The following is a 25693-nucleotide window of genomic DNA, read 5'->3' on the forward strand; positions in this document are numbered from 1 at the left end:
CTTCAACTTTTAAAACAGATTAATATCAATGAAGGTGCTGTTTAAAGCATTTCACATCAAAATAAATAATAACATATGAATAAACATTTTGATCTTATTGTAATTGGGGGAGGGATTTTAGGAACTTTCCACGCTTATCATGCTTTACTTTTAGGCAAATCGGTTTTGCAGCTCGAAAAAGACAATTTTCCTGTAGGTGCTACTGTGCGCAATTTTGGTCAGGTAGTGCCTTCGGGCATGGAAGCCGAATGGTTTGAATATGGTGTTGCCGGTTTAGAGATTTATAAATCCATTCAGCAGGAATTTGATATTTCTGTACAGCAAAATGGGAGTGTGTATATCGCATCAGATCCTGACGAGCAGACCTTGATTCATGAATTGAAAGCACACTACGACACTATTGGCTACGAAACCGAGCTATTAGATCAACAAGCTGTTTTAATGAAATACCCTGCTATTAAATCATCCTATGCCAAAGAAGCCATCTTTTTTCCGCAGGAAATTAGTGTAGCACCGGATCAGATGATCCACCGCCTTCACCGTTACATGCAGACGAAATTTGAAAAATATGCCCTTAAATACAACAGTCCGGTAACGGCTTGCGAAAGTAAAGGCTCTGGAGTAAAGGTAGGTTTAAGAAACAATACAGAAGTTTTTACAGCAGAGAAGGCTATCATTTGCAATGGTTACGAATTTAAATTGCTTTATCCCGAAATGTTTAGCGAAAGTGGTATTGTGGTCAGTAAACTGCAGATGATGCGCAGTATCCCTATGCCTGAAGTAGGTTTGGCCGGGAATATTTTAACGGGGCTAACCACCAGGCGTTACGAGAGTTTCGAACACTATTGCCCGTCTTTTAAAAGCATTAAAACACCTGAGCATTACGAAGAACTTAAAAAATGGGGCATCCATATATTATTTAAGAAAGCTGCAGACCATACCATTATTATTGGCGATTCGCATGTCTATGCTGATGTCAATCATTTCGACGATCTTGGTTTCGATTTAAGTCAATACATTAACGAACTGATGCTTGATGAAGCTGCGCGGATTGTTGATTTTGATGTACGGAAACTGCAAAGTACCTGGGCCGGATTTTATCCGCAGCACCCAACCAAACATATTGTAACATACGATATCGACGATTGTATCCATATCCGTACAGCCATTGGCGGTAAAGGAATGACCGCAAGTGCCGGTTATGCTGCGGAAAGTATTAATGAAATATTTAGTTAATAAATACTAAACAAAAACATGAATTTTTGTTAACTAAAAGTTGGCATTGGGCTAACATGTACATCCTATCATTGCTACTGTAAACGTAAAACAATTTATAGATAAATGGAACATCTCTACAAGATGAAGGTGTGCATGGTAGCTTTGCTGTTATTATGCCTCACGCCCTATTTTACCTGGGCACAAACAAAAATCAATGGCCTGGTTAAAGACGATGCACAGCAGCCGATACCTGGTGTTAGTGTAACTGTAAAAGGAACTAAAAAAGCGACCTCTACTGATCAGTCGGGGCGCTTTACTTTAGATGCCAGATCTGGTGAAACACTCGTGTTTAGTGCTATCGGCTTTCTGATGCAAGAAGTTCAGGTTACGGGTGCCAACCTCAGCATCACCTTAAAAACCGATTCGAAAAACTTAAATGAGGTCGTAGTTACCGCTCTTGGGATCCGTAAAGAAAAACGGAATCTTGGTTATGCCATCCAAGAGGTTAAAGGTGCCGATCTGGTAAAAGCCAGAGAAGCTAATCCGGTAAACGGATTGGTGGGTAAGGTTGCCGGTTTAACTGTTGGTGTATCTTCAGAGCTTTTAGGGCGTTCGTCTCTTTACCTGCGCGGTAATGATGTCAATCTTGTAGTGGTAGATGGTGTACCCATCAATTCAGATACCTGGAATATCAACCCTGATGATATTGATACTTATACCGTACTTAAGGGGCCGGCTGCTGCGGCACTTTATGGTTATCAGGCTTATAATGGTGCATTGTTGATTACCACCAAAAGAGGCAAGCTGAGCGATAAAGGTTTTACTGTAGAACTAAATTCGAGTACACAGTTTAACAAAGGATTTATTGCTTTACCAAAAAGCCAGGATGAGTATGGGCCAGGTGAGCACAGTGCTTATGCATTTGGCGATGGAAAAGGCGGAGGTTTAAATGATGGTGATTACGATATCTGGGGGCCGAAATTCGAGGGCCAGTTAATTCCGCAATATGATAGTCCGGTTGTAAACGGTGTGCGTCAGGGTACGCCTTGGGTAGCCCGTGGAAAAGATAATTTAAAGCGTTTTATCGAAACCGGATTGCTTTCTGCCAACAACATTGCATTATCTTCAGCAACTGATCAATATAACTTAAGGGTTTCCATTTCTAATAATTACCAGAAAGGCATTATCCCAAATACACAGTTGAATATCAATAATTTTAATGTAAGCGGTTCATATAACATCAGTCCAAAACTAAGAGCCGAAGCCTATATTAATTACAGCCGCCAGTTTTCTGATAACATTCCGGATGTGAATTATGGCCCGAACAGTGTAATTTATAATATGACACTTTGGGGTGGTGCCGATTGGAACATCGACGATATGAAAAACTACTGGCAGCCAGGAAAAGAAGGTATTCAGTCTGTCTATGCAGAATACCAACGTTACCACAATCCTTATTTTATGTCGTACGAGTGGTTGCGCGGACATAAAAAGAACGATATTAATGGTTATGCTTCGTTAAATTATAACCTATCAAAAGGATTAGATGTACTGTTAAAAACACAGATTTCTACATACGATCAGTTAAGAACTGAAAAAATGCCGTTTTCTGCACACCCTTACGGAAGAGAAGAAGGTTTAGGTGATTACCGCGAAGACCGCCGCAGTATGTTCGAAAATAATACGCAACTGATTTTAAAATACAATAAAAACGTTGGTGATTTGTTCGAAATCAGTGCTTTTGGTGGCGGTAATGCCCGTAACTTTAGTTACAACTCGAGTTTTACCACTACAGATTATTTAAATGTTCCAAATGTATATAACTTCTCTAACTCTAAAAATCCGGTAAAAGCGTTCAATTTTAATTCGCAGATGTTGGTGTTGAGTGCTTTCTATTCAGTTGATTTAAGCTTTAAAAAGTACCTGAACATTAATACCACCGGGCGCGTAGATAAAAACTCAGCACTTCCCCCGGGCAATAATGCAGCGTTTTATCCTTCGGTTTCATTAAGCTCCGTAATTTCTGATTACGTTAAAATGCCAGCTTTTATTTCATTTGCAAAGGTAAGGGCATCATATGCTAATGTTAAAGATCCGGGCTTGGGCACGCAGGAATTTATCGGTGCCACACCTTTACAGAGTTATCCGATTGGTTATGGTGCAGAATATACTTCATCATACGGTGGTCCGGGTTATGGTCTTTCTTCACCCTATAACATCAGACCAACTTATAATAACCAGACCGGTGCTTATTATACCAATAACCTGATCAATCTTAATGCCGTAAAAGCGCAGAGCAGAACCAATTACGAGGGTGGTGTCGACCTGAAATTCCTTAAAAACAGGTTAGGCTTCGAGGCTACTTATTTCAGGTATATCGACGGTCCAAAAATTATCAGACAAAACATTTCAGCGGCTACAGGTTATCAAACCAATACCATAAACGGCCGTAAAACGCAAAATAGTGGTTTAGAGTTAAGTTTATCTGGTGCACCAATCGTGACCGATAAATTTGGCTGGGATGTGATGATCAACTGGTCTACCTATAAACAGATTTATAAAGAACTTGCGCCAGGCGAAACATCGGTTGATCAGTTCTTTAAAACAGGCGACAGGATCGATAATATTTATGGTTCTGTTTTGGCTAAAACGCCAGGCGGGCAGGTGATCCATACGTCAAGCGGTACCCCAATTTCGTTACCGGTTAACCAGTTATTGGGACATGCCGATCCGAACTGGGTATGGAGTATTGGTAATAAATTCAGGTATGAAAATTTCTCTTTCAGCTTTCAGTTAGACGGTAAAGTTGGTGGCGTAATGCAGGATTATGTGAGGCTAAAGTCGTTTCAGGGCGGTCGCCAGATCGAAACCATTCAGGGTAAAATGGGCGAGGCCAGATACCAGGATTACCTGCGTGTAAACGATCCGGCCTACAAAGGTACATGGGTGGGTGATGGCGTGGTTATTGCCAATGGCGGTAAGCTTAATTTCGATCCGGTTACAGGTGTAATTACCAATTATGGCGACCTTTCTTTTGCGCCCAATACAACCCCTCAATTGTTGCAGGATTATTTGGGTGTTTTTTACGGTGCCAAAGAAAACACCATGATGAGCCGCACTTATGCAAAACTACGTGAAGTGACTTTCGGTTACCAACTCCCTAAAAAACTATTGGAGCGTACATTTATCAAATCGGCCAATATTTCGGTAGTTGGACGTAACCTGTTGTATTTTATCAATTCTACCTATAACGACGTGGATGTAGATCAGTACTCGGGCCGAGAAGGAACATCTACCCTGCAAACCCCAACTACCAGAAGTGTAGGCTTTAATCTTAATGTTACTTTTTAATCGCTAGAACATGAAATCGATATATAAAATCCTGTTCTTCTTCATTATCGTGGCTATTTGTGGCGGGTGCAAGAAAGAATTTGAAGACAATTTTAAAAACCCAAACCAGGCTGAAACTGTTCCGCCTAACTTATTGCTGAATGGTATTTTGTTCGACATGTATGAAGCACCATTTTCCAGCACTGAAAGATGGAACCAGTATACTGCCGCCAATTATTTTTATTATGCAACGAATAATTACGATTGGACAGGTGCTTCTTTAGATTATACCACCCTGAAAAATGTAGTAAAAATGGAAGAAGAAGCTAACCGTTTGGGTGGTGCAGTAGCTAAACCTTACCTGGCTTTGGCTAAATTCTTTAAGGCATATTTCTTTGTGAAAATGAGTTTGAAAGTGGGCGATTTACCCATGACGGAAGCTTTAAAAGGTTTTGCCAACCTGACACCAAAGTACGATACGCAAAAAGATATTTTTAAGCAATCGTTAACCTGGTTAGAAGAATCGAATAATGATTTAACTAGTTTAATTGCAGCGGGCAATAAAGAATTAAAAGGTGATATCTACCTTAAAAATGACCTGATGGCCTGGCAAAAAGTAGTAAACACCTTTAAATTGAGGACTTTGATCCAGTTGAGTAACAAGGTTGATGATGCCGATCTACAGGTAAAACAACAGTTTGCTGCGGTATTAGGCAATCCGGGTAAATATCCGGTGATGGAGAGCATGACCGATAACCTCCAGTTTGTGTACAATGAAAGTTTTAACAAATACCCAAATAATAAGGATAACTTCGGTAATGACGCTTTGCGTTATAACATGGCCGGTACCTATTTAAATACACTTTCAAGCTATAAAGATCCCAGGGCTTATATGGTTGCTGAGCCAGCAAGGGGGATAGCAGAGGCCAAAGGTTATGCCATTACCGATTACCGCAATTTTGTGGGTGCAAGTACGGGCGAAGATCAGGGCGTGATGTTAGATAAGGTGCAAAAAGGTTTATATTCGCTTATTGGCCGTTACAGATATTATAGTGGATATACTGCCGAAAATACTTTCATCATTTCTTATCCCGAGCTGTGTTTTATCAAAGCGGAAGGCATTAACCGTGGCTGGGCTACCGGCGATGCCGAAAGCTGGTATAAAAAAGGGATTCAAGCCTCTATTGGTTTTTATGGCATTAAGGATGGCGTTAATGTGGTTACCTTTCTGAAAAAAGATGGTAAACTTGGCGAATTTGAAAGTTACAATGTGAATTTCACCTTCGAAACGGATTATTATGCGCAGCCTGTAATAAAATATGCTGGCGATAATGCTACGGGTTTAAGGCAAATCCTTATCCAAAAATACCTGGCTTATTTCCGTAACTCTGGTTTTGAAGCTTATTACCAGTATCGCAGAACCGGTATCCCTGAATTTCAGGTGGGGCCGGGAACAGGTAACAGCCAAAGAATTCCGAAACGTTTTCAGTACCCTGATATCGAAAGGACAACCAATGGCGAAAACCTGAAACAGGCCTTGGTTCGTCAATATACCGGGGCAGACGATATCAATCTGGCCCCGTGGATTGTTAAACCATAATTGTTAACAATCTGATATTCAATTTGAAATAGGTAAAACGATCCGCTGTTTTAAATGGCGGATCGTTTTACTAAATAATAATTGCATTAATTTTTGCATAAATAGTTTAAAAGCGCTAATATTGCACTCCCAAAACGAACAAGGCTATTTAAGCTGCAAAGTATAAATAACCCGTTTTAGGAAATGACCAGTATTCCTTCTTAGCTCAGCTGGTTAGAGCATCTGACTGTTAATCAGAGGGTCGCTGGTTCGAGCCCAGCAGAGGGAGCCACAAACCCGCAACGAAAGTTGTGGGTTTTTTAGTTTAGCACCGGGCGAGAAGTTTATCCTGAGCGTAGGCGAAGGGAGCCCAGCAGAGGGAGCTTAAAGCGGATAATGAAAAGTTATTCGCTTTTTTTGTTTAAAATCATGCTGGGCGAGAAGTTTATGCTGAGCGTCGACGAAGGGAGCCCGGCAGAGGGAGCCAAAAAAGCGAAACGAAAGTTGTGGTTTTTTCATTTAAGGCAGGCGAAAGTAGACTAATAAGGTTATTTCATTCGATTTAGCATTGTCATCCTGAAGGATAATTTATGGTATAAAAATCAATATGATTGACGTTTTTTCCTTCGCACAATTCTTGCCTCGGCTACCGATGAAAAATCGGTACTGGTGCGCTGCCGCCGAAGAGCTCTTACTTTTTGGCATCAAAAAGTAACAAAACCGAGGCATTGCCGAGCTCATTAATACAGATAAAAAACAATAGACAACCATTAATAAAATGCCGGCTGAAAATTTATTCATTAATTGATATAGTTTTCAACGGTATTCATGAGGGCTGCGCCGTTTTCTTTTGAAGGCAGTGGTATGGCTGGAACAGTGCAGTCCAAAAAATTTATTAAGCCGGTTTTAAGTAGAACGGTGAGACGGTGCTATGGCCTAGCTATGTGAAAATGCATGATGCTGCAATCCACCCATTAATAATTGATTATGGAATAACGTCAATGGCAGCCTGTCGAAGGAAAATCAATAAATCAATTGGTACTACGATAAAATTAAAGACAATTAAAACCCTCTTTTAAGTTTACAGCAGTCCCTAATCATTAAGCCATCTCTATATAAAATCTAAAAAGCAAGTATGGATTTTCGTACTTGCTTTTTGGATAGATATCCTACCCCAGCTGTTCCGGCATACCGTTCGGGTCCATCCAAACGTATTCCCAGTGGTGGCCGTCCAGGTCGTCGAAACTATGCTGATACATAAAACCGTAATCAGTAGCCGGATTGGGTATGGTGGCACCGGCAGCTACCGCTTTATCTACCATTTCATTGACTGCATCTTTACTGTCGGCCGATAGGGCAAGAGAGGTTTCTATGGCTTTATGGGCATCGATAATTTCTTTTTCGGTAAAGGTTTGGAAAAAGGTTCTGGTGAGCAGCATCACGTAAATCGTATCACTAATGATCATGCAGGTTGCTTTTTCGTTGGTAAATTGTGGATTAAAAGTATAACCCATTTTGGTAAAAAATGCTACTGATTGGTCAAGGTTGTTAACTGCCAGGTTTACAAAAATTTGAGTTGCCATATTGTTTTTTATTTAGTTATTCAAAGATACCGGCATTACCTATAGGTGTTCGTATACAAAAACGACAAGTTAAGGGGTAGAACGCGACTTTTGTAATATCCATTCACTAAACAATTGAAGAGGGTATGTTGCTGCTCCAAATTTAAATGCATGGAACATGACAAAGCCCAATGATTCTTTTTATCTTTAATTCTGGTTTTCAAATGCGGCATTAATTTTCTCCGTGTAAGTAGTTAAACCTTTAAACCTATTCATCGCTCATGAAACGAATATTGCCTGTCTTAGCAGCCTTGCTTTCCTTTTCTGTCTTCGCTCAAAATAAACTACCAGTCGTAAAGGCAAGTGCTGGCCAGGCAAAAATTTACGAAGAGGATCATGCCATATCACGCTGGTATATCAATCCCAAAATAAAACCTGATGTTTTCACTGCTGGTAAGTTTACAAAATCCAAAAGGATAAAATTCCGAACAGATATTGATTCTATTATTTTTAACATCGGCCCCGGGCAAAAAAAAGAATTTATTGTTTTATTGAACGGGAAAGATTCGTGCTTTACCCAAATCGCTGCTCCAGCGCTCAAAAACTTCAAGAAATTATCGCCCGAAATTCACGACACGATACCTTTTTTTGTGAACCATTACAATACGAATTTTTTACCGATCGTTTTCAACGGCACAGATTCGCTGTTCATGAATTTTGATTCGGGCGCAAATGATATCGATCTTACCCATGCAGCGCTGTCGAAAAAAATGAAGTCGAAGCCCAGGCTTTACCATACCGATTACGATGTCAAAATTGGAAACCATACCTACAAAAGCAAGATTTATGATATTGAATTGGCCGGGAATGAAACTGATGGTTTATTAGGTTGGGATATATTTGATGGTATGATTGTAGCCTTAGATTATGATCAGCATAAAATGATGGTGCATTCTGCCATGCCAAAAGAGATTTTACGGGATAAGCAATATACCAGGTTTAAGATCACTTATATCAAGAACAAACCTTTTATTGAAAGTGAAATATCGCAAAGCGGAAGCAAAAATAGAAGCTTATTTATGTTTGATTTAGGTTACCAGCGCACGGCGATGTTGGATAATGATCTGCTGCGGGAAATGAAGTTTCCAACCGATAAGATGGAGATAATTAAAAAAGTAATGATGCATGGCGTAAATGGTAACGAAGTGCCGGTAACCACAGTAAAACTTCAAAATTTGCAGATTGGTCATTTCGAACTGAAAAATGTTCCGGTTCAGGTGATGGAAAAAAACAAACCCATGCCAGGTACTAACGTTCATTATCTTGGGACCGATATTTTGAAAAGATTTAATACGGTTTTTGATTTTCAGAACAATGTCATCTATTTAAAGCCAAATCATCTTTACGATGTTGCCTATGCTGATCAAAAGAGTTAATATTTCTGTTTTGTGCCGCCCAGATCAAGAAACAAAGCCGCAAAGGACGCTGCGTTAGGGACGTCATCTCTACTGAAGTGCGACGAAATGGAGAGATTTAACTTAGGACTTTAATTCCATTAGACGGAGGTCTGACGTCCATTTTACCTCAGTCCGATTTTTTAGCTAATTCACAAACTGTATCTGTTGTACCAGAGAGGCTTTCCCAAATTGCTGCGGATCGTGTACCACTGTAGCTTTAATGGCTTTCCATTTCGGACGTTGTCCTTTTGGTGATTTTGCACGGATTTCCTGTACGTTTAACCAGATTTCTGCTAACTCGTTTTGAACGGTGCTGTCTGCATAAGTAAGCTTTAACTTACCCGGAATCAGATCATAATCGGTTCCTGTTTTGCTCAGTTTTATTACTGGTCCGCCAGGCACATATGAAGTAATCAGTTGTACGGTAAAAGATTCACTTCCTTTATATATTATTTAACTTATCCCGATTCTGTTTTTATAAACGAACTAATATCCTAATAAAGTAAGATATTTGCAGCTGCTAATAATTTTACTGATGAAACCCTACCTGCAACTATTCGATTTTTCAAAGAAAATAAATTACCGCACCGAAATGCTTGCAGGTTTAACGGTAGCGATGACCATGATTCCCGAATCGCTGTCGTTTGCTATTCTTGCCGGTTTTCCTCCTTTAACAGGATTATATGCTGCTTTTATTATGGGGTTAGTTACCGCTGTTCTTGGCGGCCGGCCGGGCTTGGTATCTGGTGGGGCAGGTGCAACCGTAATTGTGCTCATTGCATTAATGAAAAACCAGGGTATAGAATATGTTTTTGCTGCTGTGGCTTTGGCAGGGCTGATTCAGATTATGGTTGGCTTGTTTAAATTGGGCAAATTTGTAAGGCTGGTTCCGCAGCCTGTAATGTTTGGTTTTGTTAACGGTTTGGCCGTTATTATTTTCATGTCGCAGTTAGCGCAGTTTAAAACGCTTATTAACGGCAAGGTTGAATGGTTAAGCGGCACACCTTTATATATCATGCTGGCTTTGGTTTTGCTCACCATTGCCATAGTGGTTATTCTCCCAAAAATTACCAAAGTTATTCCATCCTCGCTGGTGGCTATTATTGTTGTTTTTCTTGTTGTTTTAGGTTTTGGGATTGATACTAAACTGGTTAAGGATATTGCTTCCGTAAACGGTGGTTTCCCGACCTTTCATATTCCGAGAGTGCCGGTAACTCTCGATATGCTCAAGATCATTTTTCCTTATTCGCTTATTATGGCAGGGGTAGGCTTAACAGAAGGTCTGCTAACATTGAACCTGGTTGATGAAATGACGGGAACTAAAGGTAATGGGAACAGGGAAAGTATTGCACAGGGCATTGCCAACATTACAAACGGCTTTTTTACGGGTATGGGTGGTTGTCCGATGATTGCCCAAACACTTGTTAACCTCTCCGCTGGTGCCAGGGCAAGGCTATCTGGTATTATTGCGGCCTTAACCATATTGGTTATCATTTTGGTAGGTGCTCCGGTAATCGATCGTGTACCTATGGCCGCTTTGGTTGGCGTAATGATGATGGTAGCCATTGGCACTTTTGAATGGATGAGCTTTAAAGTAATTAACAAAATGCCCGTTCAGGATATTATTATTGGCATACTGGTGGCTGGTATTACCATTTGGTTGCATAATCTGGCCTTGGCCGTACTAATAGGGGTAATTATTTCGACATTGGTTTTCGCCTGGGAAAGTGCTAAACGGATACGTGCCGGCGAGCATACCGATGCCAGTGGTATAAAAACTTACGAAATATATGGCCCTTTATTTTTTGGATCGGTTGCTCATTTTAATGAACTGTTTGATGTGGAGCACGATCCTCAACAAATTGTAATTGATTTTAAGCACAGCCGTGTTTTTGATATGTCGGGTATTGATGCACTGAATAAATTAACCGAACGCTATCGTTCGTTGGATAAAAAACTTCAGTTAAAACATTTGAGCACCGACTGTAAACGTTTACTGAAAAATGCGGATCAGATTATAACAGTAAATATTATAGAAGATCCTACTTACCAGGTAGCTACGGAAAAGTAAATTGATTGAACTTTTCGTTTACATTATAAGGGACCTTTAGGCCCCCGCTGATTTTTGGCTCAGGCTTGAGGCCATGTCAATACCTGAACTGTTATTTTCCATATGGCCAGATTATTTTCTCCAAATTGCCTATTTATACTAAAACGTTTAAGTATTTGGAGAATCCAGCAACAAAAAAACGTTTTATTTATTGTATCTCTTAGCTAAAAATATCCTTACATGCTGTTTTATAAGATGTTACTTTTCTAAAGTATCCTGATAATATTTATTTTTTTACCTGTCTATTTGACAATTATTTTATCAGAATTAAATATTATTGTATCATTTAATAAAAATTTCATAAAAATGACAATTCGTTATTAAAACGTTTTAGCATATTATATATTTGAGTTAACCAAATAACTAAATTTTATGAGAATCCCTAACTATTACTACCAAAGCACCTGTCCTTTTAACATCAGACATGTCTTGCCGTTTCCGAAAAAATAAGTTTTAGCAATCATTTTTTTACCAATTAAAAGATCCATTAACTATGCGATACTTATGGGCGTGCCTTGCTTTTTTTGCGGCGTTTACATTAAACGTTTTACCTAATTATGCTACGGGCAAAAAAAATCATAAAGGCCTTACAATTAATTATTTGATCTTTCAGGATACAACGAGAATAAAGATCGTATCGCTAAAAGACTCCTTACGAAAAGATAGTCTTGAACAGATCAGGAAAAAAACACTTTACAACAGGTTATCCGGAGGTGTACAAAAAGATACCAGGGATTTAGCACTCTTCCCGGCTATTTCATTACAGCAAAATTTAAAGGGCAATTTTGCCGGTCTTTATGTTCAGGAACCTTCAGGCGAACCTGGCTCTATTCAGAACATGTTTATAAGAGGGGCTGCCATGCCATTATTATCTAAAAAAGATTTGTATGATGCCCAGCCTCTGGTGGTTCTTGATGGAATCCCTTTGGTACGGGAGCATCCTTTTGCTTTTGATATACAGCAATTCGATTTTAACAGAATTGGTCCGGCAACTAATTTACTGGCCGGTATCGATATGAATAATATTGCATCGGTAGAGGTGCTTAAGGATTTAGGATCAACCGCTGTTTACGGCCCAAGAGGTGTTAACGGGGTAATTGTGTTAACCTCCAAAACAGCCGTTGGTAAATACCGAGCCATCTCTTTCAATTCGTATATCGGTATGGTGCAAAAACCATTTGTAAATACCATCAATGGCAAATACGAAAATAATTTTAGGCAGCGCTTCTATGATGTATATACCACAAATGGCAGGTATTCTGAAGATGAGGAGTATCCGGTATATTTAAGTGATTCGCTAAATAATGTATATAGTGGAAAATCAGACTGGACAGATTTATACTATAAAAATGCGCTGGTATATGGTATTAACTTCTCACTCGCCGGCGGTACCGACAGGGCGAACTTCAGGTTTGCATTGGGTAATACTAAAAGTGAGGGTGTAGCCGACGAAACGGGTATCGACCGCTATAGCGCCACTTTCAATATCAATATGAAGCCAACCAAATGGTTGCTGTTTTCAACTATGATTAATGCGAACCGCTTAAACCGCGATAGAAATAAAACCTTGCGCGACCGGTTTGCGCAGCTTAATTATTTTCCCGACTTAAGCGCGCCGCTCCCTCCAAATAAAGATTTCTATGGTTCGTACCTGCAACAGTACAAAAAAGGTTTTGATGATAACAAAACGAACTCCATTCAGGGTTATGCCAAATTAGAAGGGATTTTTGGACGGTTTAAGGTTGTGTCATCTTTTAATGCCGATTACAGTGAAGGTTATAGAGATGTTTTCTACGCCAGAACCCTTTTGCAAGGAAATAGCTATGCATCCAATTACTATGGCTTTAGCCAGAGATTAATGATGGATAACAAGGTAACATATGATTTAAACCTGAATAAGGTTCACGATTTTCATTTTGCTTTAGGGCAATCGATGCAATGGGATATCTATAAATATAGTAACGCCTACGCTTATAAAGGTGTTAACGACTACATTAAAATCAACCTGCTTGATTCTAAACCTAAAAATGACGACGGTTCGGATAATGGAGGTTATTTAACACCGGTGGCCTTTCCGAGAGAATTAACCTACCGGTTTTTAGATAAAACAGAAGATAACTTATTGTCTTTTTATGGAAAAGCCGATTATTCATTTAGCGATAAATACTTCTTATCAGCCATATTGCGTTTAGATGGCTCTTCAAACGCACAACCCACAAGCCGCTGGTTTTATTCGTCTACTTTTTCTGCAGCCTGGAATATCAAAAACGAATTTTTGAAAAATAACAGCTTGATTGATGATTTGGTATTGCGTGCAAGTGTGGGTAGAATGGGGCGTACTTTTAGTTACGATAATTATACACAAGGGCCACAATATACAGCGTCTGTGGGCTATACAGGTAACTTAACAGTGCCGGGATATAACGCCTTCGGTGTGTTGACACGCCCTTACCAGTTTGGTTGGGTTGGTTATGGGGTGCCCTGGTCATACTCAGATCAACTTAATATTGGTGCTGATGTGGCCATGTTAAAAAACCGCCTTCACGTTTCAGTCGATCTCTATAGTAAAACCGATAAAAACCAATTAATTGGTATCCCTGCTTATGCCGAATATGGTTATAAACAAGCGATAGAAAGTGGCATGTCTGTAAACAACATGGGTATCGATTTTACTGTGAGTGCCCAGGTCATCGCAAAAAGTAAGTTCTCCTGGAATTCAGCCTTAAATTTTAATCACAACGCCAACGAGTTAAAAGCATTGCCTAGAGGATTGGACCAGTTGATAATAGGTAACAGATTTTTGAAAGTTGGCCAACCGGTAGATCAATATTGGCTAATGGAGAATCATGGAATTTATACTGCTGATGCAGATGTGCCAACGGTTAACGGACAAAAGTTAAAATATAAAGGAATTGTTTTAAAGGCCGGCGATCCACGCTGGAAAGATCAAAATGGGGACAATACCATTGATGATAACGATAAAGTATTAAAAGGCCACTCCTTACCAACACTTTCAGGAGGTTTCGATAACAACTTTAGGTATGGCAATTGGAGTTTAGGGACGAGTTTATACTTTAATTTGGGCAGAAAGCTGATCAACCAGGAGATGGCTAACCGTTTTGATTTTGTTAACCGCGAAGGTAATACCGATATCAACTCTGTGAAGGAAATTACTTTCTGGGAGAAACGTGGCGATTATTCAAAATATCCACTTTACAATCCCTGGAGTACGGTAATCCCATATCGCGCAGATCAGGATCTCTTCTTAGAGAATGCTTCATTTTTAAAATTAAGACAGGTTTCACTGGGCTACGAACTGGGTAATTTACTCAATAAGAAAAACATCAGGATCAACAAATTCTTCGTGTACGGTGCCGTAAGCAATATTTTCACCATCACGCCTTACACCGGTCAGGATCCCGAACTGGTGAGCTACGATGGCGTGGATACAGGCTATGGCCAACCCATTCCGAGAACATATACCCTGGGTGTTAAAATGGAGCTATAAGATGAAAACAAGAACGAACAAAACATCAGTTAAGATGAAAAATATATTATACCTATTTCTGGTTTCTGTAATTGCCTTTTCGAGCTGTAATAAAGCTTTAGAAACCGATTCTACGAGGGTTGTAGGCGAAAAAAATGCCTGGAATACAGTAGAGGATGCCCGATCTGGAATTTTGGGGGTTTATGCTTTAACCCGGGCTGCCCTATCAGATAACAATGGTCACTGGATTTATGGTGATGTAAGAACGGGAGAGTTTTTAAGTCCGAAAAGACAGGATTTAAAGGCTGTAATCGGCAATAACTTAAACGCAGCATATCCTGTAATGGAGGCGTTATCTGATTGGACAAGGTTTTACGCCATTGTAAACGGTGCCAATGTTTTTCTGGAAAATGTTGGGCATGTAAAAGAAACAGATAAACGGTACACGAGCAATAATATGACGGTAGATATTGCGCAGGCCAGGTTTTTAAGGGCTTTTGCCTATTTCTACATGGTGAGAATCTGGGGCGATGTACCGTTCATTACCTCATCAGACGAAGGTAAATTTACCAATAAGCCCCGCGAAAGCCAGGCCAGGATTTTAGCATGGGCCGAACAGGAAATGCTAAAAGCAGCAGCTGACCTGCCATTTATCTATAGCGGTGGTGATGTACAGCAACCAACTGATTATTACAATGAAACTTCAGGAAGATGGGGTGGTGCTTTGGCTACGAAAGTTACGGTATATGCGGTTTTAGCACATTTGGCAGCCTGGAACGGCGATTATACCAGCGTTTCTAAATATGCCAAATTTGTGGAAGATAATTATGGCAAAAGTGCTGGTGGTTTTACAGGAAGTGCCGACTTATCGAACTCCAATGGGTTTTTCTACAATAAAAATACCAGGCAGATGTTCGGTTTTAATTCCGACTATGGCCACGTGGATGGTTCATCAACAGGTCATATTGAAGAGTTGACCTTAGCTGAACCGGTGATGACTAAGTCAGTTCCGGATATTTATCTTCCTAAAGATTCGATCCTAAAATATTTTAATCTCCCAAAAGATCAAAGATTTGCGGTTGATACTTTAGGACAAGCCAGATATGATGGAAGATATTTTACCAACCTAAATGGTAAGTATCCCATTTTCAGCAAAATCAAAGTGATTCAGGGCGGAGGAACAGATCCAAACTTCAGGTATTTTACCAGCGCTTTGGTTTTTACCCGCCTGGAAGATATCATTCTGCTGCGTGCAGAGGCATTATCGGTTTTGGGTGATCAGAACGGAGCTTTAAATGAGTTACTCGTTGTACAGGGTAGAAGATACGATGATATAACGGCTTTGGTTAATGCAATCAATGCTAATGATGTTATTAAACTCATTTTCGAAGAGCGTCACCGCGAATTGCTGGGTGAAGGCTCCAGGTGGTATGATTTGATCCGTTACAACAAAATCAAGCAGAACGACGCTGAATTTATGAACCTCATTAATTCTGGTGGCATTTACTGGCCAATATCCAGGAAACTCCTTTCTCAAAATAGTTTATTAACCCAAAATGCTTACTGGCGCTAATGATAACGGATATGAAAAATTCAATAAAATACACCGGCGCACTGGCAATCTTATCATTGCTTACGCTCATCAATTCGGCCTGCAAAAAGAATGGAGGATTTTACGATGCACCAGACCAGAATATAACTTTTGCCGGCAATACTTACGATTACCTGAAAAGCAAACCGGGTGTTTTCGATTCGCTTATTGTAGCGATTGACAGGATGGGTTTGAAAAAAACATTAACCGATAGTAATGTTACCTTATTTGCAGTAAGTAATCCAAGCTTTCAATTGGCTTTACGCAACTTAAATACGTTAAGAAAGCTATCTGATAAAGACCCGCTTTTTTTGGCTAATATTGATGCTGTTCAGTTGGATACGATGACCTCTTATTACATTATCAGAGGCAAGAAAACAACCGATTCGTTAAAACTTCAGGATGGTTTAGACTTAAAAAGCATACGTATGGGTTATCCCATGCATGCAAGTGTAACCAAAATTTCGGCCTCTGGGCAGGTTGGTGCCGGACCTGAGATTATTAATTTCGACAATACCAAAAAAAGCAAATTCGTTCGCAACTGGGCAACCAGTACAACATCGTCAAACAATATCAAAACCAAAAATGGCATCGTACACGTGATCAGTGCCGACCACGTATTTGGCTTTAATGAGTTTGTTACCCGGTTAACTTTTGTACCGCCACCACCAAATCTTTACCTCGAAATTGGTGGTATATTTTCATCCAACCGCGAAAATGGTGGAGGGATAACCAGTGGGGAAAATTCGAGAAAAGTAATCGATGGTGATGACCATACTAAATTCCTCGCCGACTTACAAGGCGAATTATGGATGAGGTTTGAACTTAAAACACCTGCAATTTCATCAGTATATACCTTAACATCTGCCAATGATTTCAATGAGAGAGATCCAAAAGCATGGACTTATGAAGGCTCGATGGACGGCGCTAACTGGGTAGAACTGGATAGAAGGTCTAACTTCTTTTTTGAAGAAAGATATCAGCAAAAGGTATTTAGGTGTGCAAATACAGTTGCCTACAAATTTTACCGCATTGTGATTACCGAGCTCAGAAATAGCGGCACCTTCCAGCTGGCTGAGTTTACCATAAACAAAACGAAATAAGTGATGGGAAATAGAAACACTAAAATAAATAGCCCTATGAAATCGATCATATATCAATATTTTGCGCTCCTTTTACTTACGGTAACCCTTTTTAGCGGCTGCAAAAAGATTTTCAACTTGCCCGATGAGAAAGATTATATGAGCAACAATGTGAATTTTAGCAATAAAATTCTGGAGCCAATTATCGGTAGAACCAATCTTATCGGAGGCTTTAACAGCGATAACTCAACTAATCCGATCACCTTCGAAATTGTAAACGTGAGGTTTGGTGACGGAAAGCCGGTGAGCGATCTTTTTACAACGGCACCAACTTACGTGTGGACTGCCCCTTATACCGGTTTGGAAAAAAGCCTGGCCGAAATTGAGGCGAAAAGAAAAATCGAAACACATCCCATATTCGAAATACGTTCATCAGGTGAATTCATCTTATGGCCATCAGCAACCAACCAGCTATTGAAACCCCGTCCAGCTGATAGTACAAACTTCGCTCAGGATACCCGTTTTTTTGATGTAAAGGTTAAAAATACGGGTGGAGAGCGGCTGATCAGAGATTTTCAGATCAGGCCTTTCAGGGAGCGCCCGTATGAACCATCGAATGATTTTAATGCCTATACTGGTCTGCCTGCGCCTGATCCAAAATTTCCTTTAGACAAAAACCGGAGAGATTATATCCGTCCTTATCTGAATAATGTAATTGGGGCAACTTCAAGCTTAAACTTAGTAAGCAACGATGAAAAAAAGGATGCCATTGTATATATCCGTCCGCTAAGCTCAGGCGGTAATGGCCATTCGTTACGCATTGTGGTTTTGGGTAAAGACTCATTGCCGATTGATCCAAAATTTTTCAATGAAACGGTTTGGGATAAGATGATCCACGGTTTCAATATCCAAAAAACCGACAAGTATGTTCAATATGATGTTGCTTATCCCATTCCACTGGTAGAAATCCCTACATCTTACGCCAGGGGCGGATCGAGGGCAAAGGCAGAACTGAGTTACTCCCGGATTGGTTTTGGAGGCTCACGTACAGTGGCCAGTTTCGGTGTCGATTTCGCTATTTACAAGGCTGGCGACTGGGAAATCGTCTTTCATTTCAAAAATGAGAACCCAAAATTTGCTAACGAATAGTTGATCAATAAAGTTAATATTATGAAAAGAAATATACTTTTATATACATTACTTATTGTATGTATAATATGTTGTACGAATGCCTATTCGCAAGAAAAAAATATTATTGTAAATGGCAGGGTACTCGATAAAGATACCAAACAAGGGGTGCCAGGCGTATCTGTTGTTTTGCAAAGTACCAATAAAGGTTTAACGCAAACCAATGGCGATGGAAAGTTTTCGGTTAATGTACCTGTAGGCGGAACACTTCTGTTTAAATTTTTAGGTTACAATACCGCATCGGCCAAAATTACCGGTCAAACCAATATTACGGTTACCATTAGTGAAGACCGTAAAGATCTAAACGATGTAATTATTGTAGCTTACCAAAACAGACCAAAAGAAACCACTGCCGGATCGGTAACGGTGCTTAGCGGTAAAGATGTATCTGATATCCCGGTATCAAATATTGAAACGCTTTTACAGGGAAAAGTACCAGGTTTAAATATCCAGAACAATACCGGTGCCCCGGGTTTCAGGGGATCGGTACAGCTTCGTGGTTTATCCAGTTTAAGTATTTCGGGGAGTGGTAACGATTCATTTCTACAACCTACGTCGCCGTTATATATTATTGATGGTGTACCTTTAGATGCAGATAAAGCAGCAGAATTTGGTTTTCAGACACAAGGTCCCGGGGTGAGTCCGCTTTCACTGATCCCCCAGGAAGATATCGAAAATATCCAGATCCTGAAAGATGCGCAGGCCACTTCCATGTACGGATCCAGAGGGGCCTACGGGGTAATCATCATCACCACCAAAAGAGGTAACTCTAAAGTGCCACGTATTAAATATGTATCTAACTTTTTCGTCAACGCTCCGCCTAAATTGCGCGAAACATTAGGCGGTAATTCTGAACGCCAATTAAAAATTCAGCAGATTATTTTAAACGCCGAAACCATTAACCAGATCCGGGGAATCAGCAATACCCCTTTCCTTGCCGATAGTTTAAATGCATACTGGAACAATTCTACCGACTGGCAGGATGTGTTTTATCAAACAACGTTTAACCAAAGCCATAACCTGGCTTTAGATGGTGGCGACCAAAAATTTAATTACAAAGCCAATATGGGCTACTATGCTGAAAAAGGGGTAATTAAAAACACAGGTTATGATCGTTACAATTTAAACATGAACATGGAGTTTAAACCGAATGATAAATTTAGATTTTTCGGTTTCGTTAATGGCTCTGTTGGTAAACAGAATAAAGGTAACGGTGCCGGCTTACTTCAATCAGGGGTAGCTTCAAACGGTCAGGCATCAACACTTTTACCGCCTCCGTCTTTTTACCAGGCTTCTGGTGGGGTGTTATCTGCTTTACAAACGCTGAACGATAATAACTCCAGAAATTTAAGGACAAATATCGATGCCCGTTACGAATTTATACCAGGTTTAGCAGCATCTTCTACCTTGAGTTACGATTATACATCAGATACCGAAACCACATTTACACCAGCTGCGGCCAATGGATCATTTGCCAAACTGTACGATTATAACGGCAGAAATTTCCAGTTGTATAATAGAAATGCAATTACCTACGCTAAAACATTAGGCGATAAGCATAATTTCTTTATCAATACCTTTAACGAAATTTATAAACAGGGTGCCCAATCATCCATCAGCAGGCAGGAAAGAATCCCAAATGATCAGCTTCAGGGGCCGGTTGGATTTGATGGTTATTACTCCAGAGGTGGCGGAGTGTTAAGTAGTTATAGAAACGCTACAATTGCCTCTTTTGCAGGATCACTTTCTTACGATTACGATAAAAAATACGTAGCCGAGTTCTCTTACCGTTTAGATGGTACTTCATCAAGCGGTTTGGAAAATCCGTATTCCAAAAACTCTTCAGTAGGTTTAAGATGGAACTTTAACAAAGAAAACTGGTTAATTGATCAAAAATGGCTAGACTATGGTAGTTTAAGGTTAACATGGGGGCAAAATATTGTGCCTACGGGTAACCTTCAAAGTATTTATGGTATCTATAACCTCAATGGAAATTACAACAATACGCAAACCATTGGTATCAATTACGATTTAATTCCAAATCCGGCTTTAAAACCAACCACTACAAGTCAGTACAACATTGGTTTCGATATTGGTTTCCTGAACAGGTTTTCAATTGTGGTAGATAGTTATTTCAAGAAGGTAGATAATCTCTTGTTTGATCGTGTTTTATCAAATACTACAGGCTTTAATAAACTATCAAGTAACGATTTGGGTATTGCCAACTATGGTACCGAGGTGAACTTAATTGTTAAGGCCATTACCAGCAAGGATTTCGATTTATCTTTTTCAATAAACGGTGCGTATAACCGCGATGTGCTGTTAAAACTTCCTGAAGAATACAACGGACAGTATATCCGCTTTGATGGTTCTGGTTATCTGCAGCATAATGTTTTCCGCGTAGGCAGGAACACCCTATCAAACTATTTACGGATTAACCAGGGCGTTTACAAAACAGACGGAGATGTACCGGTAGATCCGGTTACCGGAAAGCGGTACCAGACAAACAATACCTTCTTTTATGGCGGAGACCCGATTTTGAAAGATGTTAATGGTGATTACATTCTGGATGGCAGAGATTACGAAATTACCGGTAACTCACAACCCTTGTTAACCGGTGGTTTATCCCTCACCATGAGGTATAAAAAGTGGGGCTTAAATGTGTATGCCAGTTACACCGCAGATAGGACCATCTTAAATAATGCACTTGCTGATCGTATTGCCATTATGAGAGATCCTTATGCACTAAATGCTGTGGTACCATTAGGCGATTTAAATATCTGGCAGCGGCCTGGTGATGTGGCTAAATACCCATACCCTTATGATTTTAGCCGTTATGGTAACATTCAGCCACTTAGAGCTGATCAAACCTTATGGCAGGAGAGTGGTACCTATCTGAAAATTAATAATTTAACACTTTCTTACATGTTCGATAAGAAATTGATCCGCAGATTCGGGCTGGCCAATTTAAGGATCTTTGGTTCTACCAACAACTTAATCACATTTTCTAAATATAGTGGTCCAAACCCAGAAAACGTAACCGCATTAGGTCGCGATATTTCCAACGGTTATCCTGTACCACGTACCTATAACATTGGTTTAAACTTAGAACTTAATACAGGCAACTAAAAATATTGATTATGAAAAAAGTTATTATCTACACTTTGGTTATTGCAGCATGTTTTTGCCTGCCTTCATGTAAAAAGTTTTTAAATGTACAGCCTTTAGATAAACTCACAGGGAACAACTATTTCCAGTCTAAAGAAGATGTTGTTGCCAATATTTATGATCTGTCGAGGATTGTTTTTAGCAAGATAAACGAAACACATTATGTTGGTGCAGTTGGAGAATACAGATCGGGTGAGGTATTGCACGAAAGCCAGTCTGATAATGCCGCTTCCCGCGAATATGTGGAGTACTTAGGTAGAAACGATCTGTTAAACCTGATCAGAAGGGGGCAACCCTGGGATTACTACAATTTTGACCGGATAACAGATTGGACTGGTTATTACAGGGCCATTCAGGGCGCCAATATCCTGATCGCGAAATTAGATGAGGGTATTCCGGGCATCACTGATACAGAAAAAGGACAATTTAAAGCCGAAGCCGCATTTATCCGCTCGCTTTGTTACTTTACTATGGTGCGGTTATTTGGCGATGTGGTGTATTATACTGATGCCTTTCATTCTACATCATTACCCCGCGAAAATTTTGTATCCGTATTAAATAAATGTATTGCCGATTTAAACAGTTATAAAAACCAGATTCCATTTACCTATAGCGATCCTGCTTTAAAAGGCGTTCGGGCAAGTAGAGGCAGTATCATTGCCCTAATGATGGAGATGAACATGTGGAATGCAGGTTTCGATGGTGCTAACGCCAAAAAATATTACCAGGCTACCGCAGATTTAGGGAAAGAACTGGTAGCCAGTAACGCCTATCGGCTATTGCCACTTTCAGATTGGTCAACAGTGATTAAAGGCCGTTCAGATGAAAGTTTATTCGAGTTTTATCAGAGTATAAATTATGGAGATGCCGTACTCAATGTTGCGCCTATTGCCGATATGTTTTTGCATTATCCCTACAAAAGACCAGAGTATACCCACCGTGTAAGTTTTGCTTATTACCGTGGCGAATACATGCAGAAGCTTTTTCAGGACGGCGGCGACAGAAGGATTACCACCTGGTTTAACGAAGATATTTTTGCAGACAACGGTAAATTCATGTTATTAAAATATGCGAAGAACTCTTTCATTGTGGGAGAGGAAGATGCCAATCCGGATAACACCTTTATGATTTTTAGGTATGGTGGAGAAATCTTGCTTGCAGCAGAAGCGCTTGCCAATATAGATGAAGATGCCGAGGCCATAAAACTGGTCAATATGGTGAGGGGCCGCGCTGGTGCATCTCCGTATACTTCTTCAAACGGCGACCTTAAAGAATTTATTTTCTACGAACGCTCAAGGGAGCTCATCGGCGAAGGTCACCATTACTTCGATTTGGTGAGAACGAAGAGAATTTTAAACAGCCAGTATTCTTACAACGTGCTTACGTCTGATAAATTTAGTCGCGGTGCCTGGACCTGGCCAATTAATTCTGGTGCGCTAAACAACAACCCATTCATGAAGTTGAATGATTACTGGGTTAATGGGGGCAATTAATTATTATAATAAAAGATATATGAAAAAGCTAATTTTTGCTTGTGCTGCTTTACTGCTGTTATTAAATGCTTGTAAACGTGATGAATATTATCGCGATGGTGGCCTGGCCAATCCTAATTTTAATGGGAATATGCTTCAATATTTACAGGCTAAAAAAGTACCATTTGATACCATAGCGCAAATTGTAAAACTGGCGGGTATGGAAAGCACCTTCTCTAATGAAGACTTTACTTTTTTTGCCCCTGATGATGAGGTAATTAAAAAAACAATTGGAACCATTAGAACCGATGGATTAAATAATTTTCTTTTTTACGCCGGAAAAGATACTGTTAAAACACTGGATCAGATTAGCCCGTTAATCTGGAGGAGATATCTGCAGCGCTACATGTTTAAAGGCGTAAACCGGTTGAAAGATTATCAGCAGATCGATTTTGATGTTAAAAGTGTATATCCGGGCGGTTTGTATTATTCTTTTGGAGGCAATATCTCAAATATTGGGGTAACCTATGCTACTGCAAACAATATCAAATACATCGGGTACCGTCAATTAAACTTAACATATATCCCTGATCCTTCAAAACCTAATGATAATTGGTACATCAACAAGGTCGCATCATCTGATATCAAACCTACCAATGGCGTGGTACACACTTTGGCCTATAATGACACAAGAGGTGGCGCTTATTTTGGCTTTAACGAGAGTGATTTTTTTAGTGATGTATATTTTGGCGGTTTAGCATCTTCTAATTCCTCAAAATAAGTCATAACTGTTTTTAAATCAATAAATTAAATGATGAAAAAAATTAAATTTATACTCACTATAATCTCTTTGATTGCTTTAAGCTTTCAAGGATGTAAAAAAGCAGAAGATGTGATTCCTGACCCCTATGCTGATGCCAAATCGCCTCTGGGGGTGGCCATTTCGCAAACCGATGTCCCTGTTCCTGCTATTGGGATTGTAGGTACCGCTGTGGTTATCAAAGCCTCGGGTTTTGATAAATATAAAGATCAGTTAACCTTTATGTTCAACGGAGAAAAGGCCGAGGTAGTTAGTGTAACGGCTACAGAAATTACCGTTAAAGTTCCGGAAAACGGAAGTACAGGCGTAACGTCCATCGCCATTGGCGATCAGTTATTTATTGGCCCAACTTTTACCGTAAAGGGACTCATTCAGATCGATCCTACTTTTAAAGCGTCAGCGGGTACAAATGGTTATGTAAGTCAGTTTTACGAAATGCCTGATGGAAGAGCTATCGTTGTAGGTAACTTTACCAACTTTGATAACAAAGGCGGTGTGGTTCCAATCAATCGGATTGCCAGAACATCCGTTGATGGAGAATACGATCGTACTTTCCGTACCGGAAAAGGAGCAAATGGTTCATTATTTAGGGTTTTGGAAATTGGCGGTCGCTTTATTATTGCGGGTAGTTTTAGCGGATTTAACCAGCGTACCGAAAATATCAGCAATATTACCAGTTTATTCACCACCGGAGCAATAGATACGGTAAAAATCCAAACGAAAAGAAAGCCAACGGTTACCGATACGGTTACGCAGAAATGGTTTCCAAGGTTTAACGGTGGTACCAATGGTTATATCAACCGTTTATATGCCCATCAGGGAAAAATTTTAGCAACAGGTAATTTTAGGTTTTACGTAAAAAGAACTTACGATAAATTTAATTACGATTTATCGAGAGATACGGTAATCTTGGATAGTACAGATATCCGACAGGTTTTGCGCTTTAATTTAGATGGTAGCCTGGATAAAACATTTCGTTTTAACACCACGACCAATAAAGGGAAAGAAAGTGGAAATGGAAATATCGATAGTTATATGCATACCGATGCAGAGAAAATGGAAAAACTGGTGGTATTTGGTAGCTTTAGTACCTTTGATGGTCAACCGGCCAATCGCATCGTTCGTTTAAACCCTGATGGAAACATCGATCCCTCTTTCACGCCGGGCTCGGGGGCAGATAATAGCATAAGTTCATGTACTTATAATGCGACCACAAAAAAATATGTAATTACCGGAACCTTTACTCAATACAACGGTAAACCAGCATTTGGTATGGCTGTTTTAAATGATAATGGAACTTTAGATGAGACATTTGCTTCCAGATCATTTGAAGGTGGTTTTCCTGGTTTCGCCAAGCAGCTTAACAATGGATTAATTGTGGCGAGCGGTAACTTTATTAAATACAATAACGTTACCAGAAATGGTTTTATGGTGTTAACACCTACTGGAACATTGGCAAAAGGATACAATTCTACCGGTCCTTTTACTGGTGGCTTATCTGATGTGATCGAAACCAAATCGGCAGATGGTAAAAAAGCACTATTGTTAATTGGAGAATTTTATCGCTTTGATAATTTACCATTGTATCACATCATTAGGGTAACCATCGAATAATAGATTAAGCTAACC

15 protein-coding genes, 1 tRNA gene and 1 pseudogene are annotated in these 25693 nt (G+C 39.8%); 15 read left to right on the top strand and 2 right to left on the bottom strand.

The annotated features are described in order from the left end of the window. The first annotated feature begins 75 nt into the window (after positions 1-75). From ABEG20_RS21350 to ABEG20_RS21365, 4 genes are all read left to right on the top strand, one after another. Positions 76-1236, top strand: a complete 1161-nt coding sequence (locus ABEG20_RS21350) for a TIGR03364 family FAD-dependent oxidoreductase (RefSeq protein ID WP_406825232.1) — start codon at positions 76-78, stop codon at positions 1234-1236. 105 nt (positions 1237-1341) lie between these two features. Then, on the top strand, positions 1342-4569 hold the full coding sequence (locus tag ABEG20_RS21355; protein WP_406825233.1) for a SusC/RagA family TonB-linked outer membrane protein: 3228 nt from the start codon (positions 1342-1344) through the stop codon (positions 4567-4569). A gap of 10 nt (positions 4570-4579) precedes the next feature. Continuing rightward, entirely contained in the window at positions 4580-6148 is a 1569-nt protein-coding gene (locus tag ABEG20_RS21360) for a SusD/RagB family nutrient-binding outer membrane lipoprotein (RefSeq protein ID WP_406825234.1), read from the top strand. Between the two features lie 194 nt (positions 6149-6342). Further along, positions 6343-6419: transfer RNA gene (locus tag ABEG20_RS21365), tRNA-Asn, on the top strand. Positions 6420-7296: 877 nt separating this feature from the next. On the opposite strand, the gene ABEG20_RS21370 is transcribed toward ABEG20_RS21365, so the two are convergent. After that, a complete protein-coding gene (locus ABEG20_RS21370) occupies positions 7297-7710 on the bottom strand; it encodes a VOC family protein (protein WP_406825235.1) in 414 nt (137 codons plus the stop codon). A 260-nt stretch (positions 7711-7970) separates the two neighbouring features. Between ABEG20_RS21370 and ABEG20_RS21375 the strand changes: the two genes are divergently transcribed. After that, positions 7971-9125, top strand: coding sequence for a retropepsin-like aspartic protease (locus tag ABEG20_RS21375; RefSeq protein ID WP_406825236.1), 1155 nt, complete (start codon positions 7971-7973; stop codon positions 9123-9125). A 165-nt stretch (positions 9126-9290) separates the two neighbouring features. Here ABEG20_RS21375 and ABEG20_RS21380 read toward each other — a convergent pair whose 3' ends face one another. Continuing rightward, a complete protein-coding gene (locus ABEG20_RS21380) occupies positions 9291-9548 on the bottom strand; it encodes a hypothetical protein (RefSeq protein WP_406825237.1) in 258 nt (85 codons plus the stop codon). A 133-nt stretch (positions 9549-9681) separates the two neighbouring features. On the opposite strand from ABEG20_RS21380, the gene ABEG20_RS21385 reads away from it, so the two are divergent. The 10 genes and pseudogenes from ABEG20_RS21385 (at position 9682) to ABEG20_RS21430 (ending at position 25678) form a co-directional block, all read left to right on the top strand. Continuing rightward, complete coding sequence (locus ABEG20_RS21385; protein ID WP_406825238.1) at positions 9682-11217, top strand: SulP family inorganic anion transporter; 1536 nt, start codon at positions 9682-9684, stop codon at positions 11215-11217. Between the two features lie 640 nt (positions 11218-11857). After that, on the top strand, positions 11858-14764 hold the full coding sequence (locus ABEG20_RS21390; RefSeq protein ID WP_406825239.1) for a SusC/RagA family TonB-linked outer membrane protein: 2907 nt from the start codon (positions 11858-11860) through the stop codon (positions 14762-14764). A 322-nt stretch (positions 14765-15086) separates the two neighbouring features. Next, a pseudogene (locus ABEG20_RS21395) lies at positions 15087-15341 on the top strand (RagB/SusD family nutrient uptake outer membrane protein); the annotation flags it as partial. A gap of 165 nt (positions 15342-15506) precedes the next feature. Beyond that, positions 15507-16316 (top strand): RagB/SusD family nutrient uptake outer membrane protein, encoded by an 810-nt coding sequence (locus tag ABEG20_RS21400; RefSeq protein WP_406827409.1) that lies wholly within the window; start codon positions 15507-15509, stop codon positions 16314-16316. An 11-nt stretch (positions 16317-16327) separates the two neighbouring features. Beyond that, entirely contained in the window at positions 16328-17437 is a 1110-nt protein-coding gene (locus ABEG20_RS21405; protein ID WP_406825240.1) for a fasciclin domain-containing protein, read from the top strand. A 36-nt stretch (positions 17438-17473) separates the two neighbouring features. Continuing rightward, positions 17474-18565, top strand: coding sequence for a DUF5007 domain-containing protein (locus ABEG20_RS21410; protein WP_406825241.1), 1092 nt, complete (start codon positions 17474-17476; stop codon positions 18563-18565). 21 nt (positions 18566-18586) lie between these two features. Beyond that, positions 18587-21733 (top strand): SusC/RagA family TonB-linked outer membrane protein, encoded by a 3147-nt coding sequence (locus ABEG20_RS21415; RefSeq protein ID WP_406825242.1) that lies wholly within the window; start codon positions 18587-18589, stop codon positions 21731-21733. Positions 21734-21744: 11 nt separating this feature from the next. Then, positions 21745-23265, top strand: a complete 1521-nt coding sequence (locus ABEG20_RS21420) for a RagB/SusD family nutrient uptake outer membrane protein (protein WP_406825243.1) — start codon at positions 21745-21747, stop codon at positions 23263-23265. 19 nt (positions 23266-23284) lie between these two features. Next, entirely contained in the window at positions 23285-24025 is a 741-nt protein-coding gene (locus tag ABEG20_RS21425) for a hypothetical protein (RefSeq protein WP_406825244.1), read from the top strand. A 30-nt stretch (positions 24026-24055) separates the two neighbouring features. After that, on the top strand, positions 24056-25678 hold the full coding sequence (locus tag ABEG20_RS21430) for a DUF5008 domain-containing protein (protein WP_406825245.1): 1623 nt from the start codon (positions 24056-24058) through the stop codon (positions 25676-25678). Positions 25679-25693 lie beyond the last annotated feature (15 nt).

Origin of the sequence: Pedobacter sp. KACC 23697 (genome assembly GCF_045348445.1) — a bacterium.
Taxonomy (GTDB): Bacteria; Bacteroidota; Bacteroidia; order Sphingobacteriales; family Sphingobacteriaceae; genus Pedobacter.

Coding starts and splice junctions, on each gene's coding strand:
- ABEG20_RS21385 (WP_406825238.1), top strand. CDS start 9,682: ATGAAACCCTACCTGCAACTATTCGATTTTTCAAAGAAAATAAATTAC.
- ABEG20_RS21405 (WP_406825240.1), top strand. CDS start 16,328: ATGAAAAATTCAATAAAATACACCGGCGCACTGGCAATCTTATCATTG.
- ABEG20_RS21375 (WP_406825236.1), top strand. CDS start 7,971: ATGAAACGAATATTGCCTGTCTTAGCAGCCTTGCTTTCCTTTTCTGTC.
- ABEG20_RS21430 (WP_406825245.1), top strand. CDS start 24,056: ATGATGAAAAAAATTAAATTTATACTCACTATAATCTCTTTGATTGCT.
- ABEG20_RS21420 (WP_406825243.1), top strand. CDS start 21,745: ATGAAAAAAGTTATTATCTACACTTTGGTTATTGCAGCATGTTTTTGC.
- ABEG20_RS21350 (WP_406825232.1), top strand. CDS start 76: ATGAATAAACATTTTGATCTTATTGTAATTGGGGGAGGGATTTTAGGA.
- ABEG20_RS21355 (WP_406825233.1), top strand. CDS start 1,342: ATGGAACATCTCTACAAGATGAAGGTGTGCATGGTAGCTTTGCTGTTA.
- ABEG20_RS21370 (WP_406825235.1), bottom strand. CDS start 7,710: ATGGCAACTCAAATTTTTGTAAACCTGGCAGTTAACAACCTTGACCAA.
- ABEG20_RS21425 (WP_406825244.1), top strand. CDS start 23,285: ATGAAAAAGCTAATTTTTGCTTGTGCTGCTTTACTGCTGTTATTAAAT.
- ABEG20_RS21410 (WP_406825241.1), top strand. CDS start 17,474: ATGAAATCGATCATATATCAATATTTTGCGCTCCTTTTACTTACGGTA.
- ABEG20_RS21415 (WP_406825242.1), top strand. CDS start 18,587: ATGAAAAGAAATATACTTTTATATACATTACTTATTGTATGTATAATA.
- ABEG20_RS21360 (WP_406825234.1), top strand. CDS start 4,580: ATGAAATCGATATATAAAATCCTGTTCTTCTTCATTATCGTGGCTATT.